A 6,074-nucleotide genomic window follows, 5' to 3' on the forward strand; every position below is an offset into this window, starting at 1 on the left:
CCTGCGCTGCTTGGTCCTCGGGTGCTTAACTCGGCGACGGTCTACACACTCTCGTATACGCTCAACCCAATTGAAAAGCGCTGTAACTTTTTTAAAAATAAAAATCGCCAGCAATTTGCTTCATTGCGTAAGCTGCCGTAAGCAATAATTATGTTGTCGTTTGCATTCATTATTACCATTGCTGCTCTAAGCCAAACTGCTACAACGGTGGCAATACCATCAACAACCGAATCAAGTAAATTAAATATTATTGCTGCGGCCAAACAAGCTCGTAAGGCGTTTGACGAAGGCATAACTGCAAAAAATGCTGGTGATTTTTCTAAAGCAGAGAAACTTTTTTCGGTAGTAGTTAATTTAATACCAAGTTGGGCATTGGCACATCTTGAGCTTGGAATCGCACTTATTTCAAAAAATCCTAAAGATCCTCGTGCTATTGCGGCATTCGAACAAGCAGTAAATCTGGATAGCAATAATGCGCGTGCACATTTTGAGCTTGGCAGTGCCTATCAACAACAAAATCGTCTTGATGACGCCGTGCGCGAGCTGCTGCTAGCACTCGAAAAACGAACAAATCAAATAGATACTATGATATTGTTGGCTTCAGTATATAGCCAAAACAACAATAGCGATAAAGCGATCGAAATATACCACCAAATTCTTCAGAACAAACCTGGGCATGTCGGAGCTTTGGCTGCAATGTCAGTCTGTTATGAAAATTTGGGCAAACTGGATCGTGCCGAAGCCGCTCTTGTAACTATAGCTAGACTGCATCCAAGTGTACTATATCATCGTTATCGCCTAGCTGAGTTTTATGAGCGCATCGGAGAATATGATAAAGCTGATAAAATTTACTACGAACTTGAATTAATCGATCCAAGACAGCGTAAAATGCGTAAACTTCCAAAGGCTAGACGCTGATAAAATCTGGCGACTCTAACTAGCCGCCAAACTCATAAAAATATCTTAACTATCTTAACTAGGGGGTGTCCCTAATAAATAAGAAATGAAAAATTAGGATGCTACTTCGCGATTGCTAGATTCGCTATCGCAAGTAATTCGGTCTTCGGTTTCGCCATCAAATAAATGCAACATATCAAGATCAACATGTATATCGATAGTTGAACCGACCTCAGGGGTACGATGTGGATCAAGTTTAAATATAAGCACACTATCGCCCACTCGGCCATGAACGATAACTTCATCACCCAGTGTCTCACAAATATCAACAACAACATCAAGTTTAATTGAGCCTTGCGTTGCTGCCTTGCCAGGTCCATAAAGATGCTCTGGACGAATGCCAGCTACTACTCGACGACCTACTCGAGATGCTGCCTGCGAAGTTAGTTTATGCGGTACTGGCAGAGTAAATCCATTTGCCACAATTACCGTACCACCATCTCCGAAGGTGGCTTCAATAAAGTTCATTGGTGGAGTACCAATAAAATCAGCCACAAACAGATTTGCTGGACGCTCATAAACCTCTAATGGCGTACCGACTTGCTGCAGTTTACCACTCTTCATTACCGCAATACGATGACCCATAGTCATAGCTTCGACTTGGTCGTGAGTTACGTATACAGAGGTAGTTTGCAAGCGTTGCTGCAGTTTCATAATCTCGCCACGCATCTGCACACGCAGTTTAGCGTCGAGATTTGATAGTGGCTCGTCAAATAAAAATACTGCTGGTTTACGTACTATAGCACGGCCAAGCGCAACACGCTGACGTTGACCACCAGATAATTGCTTTGGCTTACGTTCAAGTAATTCAGAAATTTCGAGAATTTGTACAGCTTCAGTAATTAAGCGGTCAGCTTCAACCTTTGGTACTTTTCGCATTTTTAGACCAAAGGCTAAATTCTCACGTACAGTCATATGTGGATATAAAGCATAGGTTTGAAAAACCATTGCAATATCGCGATCTTTGGGAGGAACATCATTAACTACACGATTGCCAATAGTAATCGTTCCACCACTAACTGCTTCTAAGCCAGCGATCATTCGTAATGCCGTAGATTTACCACAGCCAGAGGGGCCTACGAGAACCATAAATTCATGTTCACGGATCTCCAGATTTAAACCCTCTATAACTGATACGGCACCAAAGCGCTTGGCGACATCTTTTAAAATTACGCCTGCCATTTTTGCTCCCATGTTTTAGTAGGCGCATAAAGCCATGGAATGCGCAGCTTCACAAGAGTATACAACCAGAAAATCGACAAACAAATTAACAATATCCTCAAATTCATGATCGAAATGATAATTTAATGATTAATTAATGACCTGCTAAATATTGATAATAGATACTATAATTATTTATCGATGTTTTCACATGCATTATTAAACCTATAGGCATAATAAATCTATTACTTCATCAATTATATTTCATTAAAATTATGATCGGTAAATTAATCCGTTTTATGGATTAATTATTTTGCGATCAATCAGAGTACCTGATCGATTGTAAAGTCTGGTGGGCTGTATTATAAGGCCCGCGGCATGTAATTCGGTGGGTAGTTTTTTGTTTCAATTAACTAACCTAAACCTAAGAGGAAGAGGGCTTATGCGTAAATTAGTTTTAACGGCAGTGGCATTGGCTGCTACTATGGCAATGTCAGCAGATGGCTTCGCAAAGCGAAAAGTTACTTTTTGGAGCTTTGCTCAAAACAACGTTGATGAATATAAAGCTCGAAAAGCCGATATCGAGAAAAAATTCGACATCGAGTTTGATATTCAGGTCGTAGCTCAAAATGCTTTCGTGCAAAAACTGCAAGCTGTCTTGATGGACGGCAACGGCGCACCTGATATTATTGAATGGATGATTGAGAATAACCGTATTCTCAATGCTGATCCAAAAAAGAGCTTTGTTATTCCTCTAGATGATTTTGTGGCCAAGTCACAAGTATTTTCCAAAGTTGTTCCTGGCCGTGTTGCCTGGGTTAAATATGGCGGCCACATTTACGGTCTCCCACACGACGTTCATCCAGTCGTTTTGATTTATAACGATACCGTTTGGAAATCTGTCGGCGTTGACGTTGCTAAACTTGCAACTTGGGATGAGTTCTTTGACGCTGCGAAAAAACTTGCTGCCGTACAAAAAGATGGCAAACAAGTTCACTATGCACTGCCTTATGGTCGTGATGGTTTAAACAACACCATGTTCATGGTTTGGCAACAAACCGGTACCCAAATTCTTAAGCCAAACGGCGAGCCACAATTTACCAACGCTGCATTTAAAGAATTTGTTACCAAATGGCTTGATTGGCAAAAAACTGGTGCTTTCATCAATTGGGACTGGGGTAACTTTAAAGCTCTGCTAGCTAATGGTACTCTTGCTTCTTATGCTTCTCCTGACTGGTGGATTCCACAAGTAAATCTTGCTTCAACTGGTAGCGACTCCGGTCCATCAACAGCCATGACTAAAGCTTCAAGAAAAGGTGAAGCAGTTAAATATCAATTCCGTGTTCGCGATTTACCTGTTTACAAAAAAGGTGGCCCAACTACTGCTTCATGGGGCGGCAGCTTCATGGCTATTCCGAAAAACACCAAAGATTCTGAGTTAATGTACAAAATCATTGAATTCATTCAGTACGATAGCAAAACCCTCATTAAAGATCGTTGGGAAAAAACTGGCATGCTTCCTCCGCTGGCTTCGATTTGGGAAGATCCCGCATTTAATAAGCCAGATCCACGCTTTGGCGGTCAAAAACTTGGTCAGCTCTTAGTCAAAGCTGCTAAGAATATGCCTAAAGTTAATACTGGCGACATTTTCTGGGATGCTATTGGTGATATGACTCAGCGCTATACCGAAATGGCTGCTGGCCGCATGACCGTTGACCAAGGTCTTTCCAGCACCCAAAAACGTGCCATGAAACGTTTCAAGAAGCTTGATAAGTAATTGTTGCACTTTTGAGGGGCTGCTAAAGCAGCCCCTTTTGTTTTTCCTTATGACCTGAGCCAATGCAATAGGTTGTTTACTATACTGGGTCGTGGCTCTAACCTAGTTTAATATATTGGGAGTATGCTCGATGGTTTCGTCTAATGCCCGTCCGAGAGTTCGCCGCAAAAAAAATCCGATTTCCTTTATGGCTATTAAAGACGCGGCTAACGCTTACGGCATGATAGCACCTTTTTTTATTTTGCTGGGCGTTTTTAGTTTTTATGTATTTTATTCCGGTTTTCGTATGAGTGTTTCAGACGCTCAAGGTATTAGTGCTGGTGATTATATCGGGTTTCAAAATTATAAAGATCTTCTATATGCTGATGAATTTGCTTCAGCAGAATTCTGGCGCGCCGTTAAAGTTACCTTCAAATTTATGTTTGGTTGTTTAGCTACACAAGTACCAGCAGCATTTCTCCTCGCTTTTGTACTAAATCAGATTCCGTTACTTCGTATTCGTGTTATTCTGCGATCTGCATTTTTTCTGCCGGTATTAATTAACACCGTTGTGATTTCTATTTTATTTCGTATGTTTTTCTTACGCGACACCGGCATCATCAACCATGTTTTAGGTTTACTTCATCTGCCGAATAATATTGATTGGTTGATGAATTCAGAATGGGCACTAACACTACTTGTAATTGTCTCTTTCTGGCAATGGACTGGCTTTCACATGGTATATTTTTTATCGCAACTACAAACCATTGACCCGACACTCTATGAAGCAGCCCGTCTTGATGGCGCATCGCCAGTTAAAGTGCTCTTTAGAATCACTTTGCCTCTAATGCGCCCGGCAATTACCTTTGTGATGGTTACCTCTGCTATCGGTTGTTTACAGATGTTTGATATGGTTTTCATTCTCTTCCCGAATGCTTCTTATGGTCCAGGTGGCGTAGCAAAAACTTTAGTGGCCTACATTTACGATCAAGGGTTTTCTCAAGAATTTTTAACCGGTTTCGCCTCCGCTATTGGATGGTTAACCTTCTTAATTATCATGCTTGTTAGCTTGCTGCAGCTTAAAATGCTCGGTTTAGGTAAGCACGACGAAGCTTAATTATTTGAGGTAAATTTACATGTCGGGAAAAGCTAAAAAATCAGAAAATATCAGCAAGCTTGGTCGTCTTACTCCAATACAATTAGTGGGTATAACGATTTTATGTATTATTGCTGCGTTTTATTTATACCCATTATTTTGGATGTTCGATTCATCCTTCAGACCAGCAACAGATATTTTTCAATTTCCACCAGTTTTATTTCAGCACTTTTTTAAAGCCATTCAAGATTATTCATTACAATCATTTAAAACTGCCATTGTCGATTGGAACGTTTTATTGTCATTCCTTATGTCAGTAATCGTTACTGTTGGTGGTATTTTAGGTACTCTACTAGTTTGTTCTTTATGTGCTTATGCTTTTGCTTATTTAGAGTTTCCGGGCCGTAGTGGTTTATTTATTTTAATCCTTGGCACTATGATGCTGCCTGCGACCACAATGGTAGTACCGTTCTATAAAGTCATTTCAACTTTGGGCTTATCAGATAATTTATTAGCTCTAATCCTTCCGGCTGCTATGTCGGCATTTGGCGTTTTTCTGCTGCGTCAATTTTACATCAAAATTCCACGTGCCCTAATGGAATCTGCTCGTATTGATGGTGCGAGCCATATACGTATTTGGTGGAATGTAATCATTCCCTTATCACGGCCGGCATTAGCTGCTTTATCAATTGTTCAGTTCCGTACACTCTGGAATGACTTTCTTAATCCTATGATCATTCTTAAAAGTGATACTCTTTTCACTTTACCCGTTAAAATTCAGGTTATGGATAGTCAACATTTTAATAAACCTTATGATGCTATTATTGCCACTGGCTTTCTAACTGCTCTCGTTCCTATGATTTTCTTCATGATCTTCCAGCGTCAATTCATTGAAGGTCTTACTGGTGGTATGAAAGAATAATCAGGGGGTGTCCCTAAATGTTAGACCGAGAAATTCACAAAAGCCGCGTAAACGATGGCCGCGCGCTTAAGCAAAATCATGCAAAAGACTTGCTTGTGGCAAGTCGCAGGCAGGATTTTTGCGAGCACGCGGTCGTAAGTAGCGAATTTCGTGAAGATCGACGGGAGACATTTAGGGACACC

At 40.7% G+C, this 6,074-nt stretch carries 5 protein-coding genes; 4 read left to right on the forward strand and 1 reads right to left on the reverse strand.

Annotated elements, in window-relative coordinates; all coding sequences use genetic code 11:
• The first annotated feature begins 150 nt into the window (after positions 1–150).
• A complete protein-coding gene (locus tag JW841_02490) occupies positions 151–918 on the forward strand; it encodes a tetratricopeptide repeat protein (GenBank protein ID MBN1959791.1) in 768 nt (255 codons plus the stop codon).
• Positions 919–1,011: 93 nt separating this feature from the next.
• Here JW841_02490 and ugpC read toward each other — a convergent pair whose 3' ends face one another.
• The gene (ugpC, locus tag JW841_02495) at positions 1,012–2,139 is read right to left on the reverse strand and encodes a sn-glycerol-3-phosphate ABC transporter ATP-binding protein UgpC (GenBank protein MBN1959792.1); all 1,128 of its coding nucleotides are present in this window, start codon (positions 2,137–2,139) and stop codon (positions 1,012–1,014) included.
• A 421-nt stretch (positions 2,140–2,560) separates the two neighbouring features.
• Between ugpC and JW841_02500 the strand changes: the two genes are divergently transcribed.
• From JW841_02500 to JW841_02510, 3 genes are all read left to right on the forward strand, one after another.
• Positions 2,561–3,895 (forward strand): carbohydrate ABC transporter substrate-binding protein, encoded by a 1,335-nt coding sequence (locus JW841_02500; protein ID MBN1959793.1) that lies wholly within the window; start codon positions 2,561–2,563, stop codon positions 3,893–3,895.
• Between the two features lie 130 nt (positions 3,896–4,025).
• The gene (locus JW841_02505) at positions 4,026–4,991 is read left to right on the forward strand and encodes a sugar ABC transporter permease (protein ID MBN1959794.1); all 966 of its coding nucleotides are present in this window, start codon (positions 4,026–4,028) and stop codon (positions 4,989–4,991) included.
• A 19-nt stretch (positions 4,992–5,010) separates the two neighbouring features.
• Entirely contained in the window at positions 5,011–5,892 is an 882-nt protein-coding gene (locus JW841_02510; protein MBN1959795.1) for a carbohydrate ABC transporter permease, read from the forward strand.
• The last annotated feature ends 182 nt before the right edge of the window (positions 5,893–6,074 follow it).

The sequence above is a fragment of the Deltaproteobacteria bacterium genome, assembly GCA_016931625.1.
In the GTDB taxonomy this organism is placed as follows: Bacteria; Myxococcota; XYA12-FULL-58-9; order XYA12-FULL-58-9; family JAFGEK01; genus JAFGEK01.

What these genes read in the sequence shown, in the direction of transcription:
- JW841_02500 (MBN1959793.1), top strand. Translation starts at nt 2,561, where the DNA reads ATGCGTAAATTAGTTTTAACGGCAGTGGCATTGGCTGCTACTATGGCA.
- ugpC (MBN1959792.1), bottom strand. Translation starts at nt 2,139, where the DNA reads ATGGCAGGCGTAATTTTAAAAGATGTCGCCAAGCGCTTTGGTGCCGTA.
- JW841_02510 (MBN1959795.1), top strand. Translation starts at nt 5,011, where the DNA reads ATGTCGGGAAAAGCTAAAAAATCAGAAAATATCAGCAAGCTTGGTCGT.
- JW841_02505 (MBN1959794.1), top strand. Translation starts at nt 4,026, where the DNA reads ATGGTTTCGTCTAATGCCCGTCCGAGAGTTCGCCGCAAAAAAAATCCG.
- JW841_02490 (MBN1959791.1), top strand. Translation starts at nt 151, where the DNA reads ATGTTGTCGTTTGCATTCATTATTACCATTGCTGCTCTAAGCCAAACT.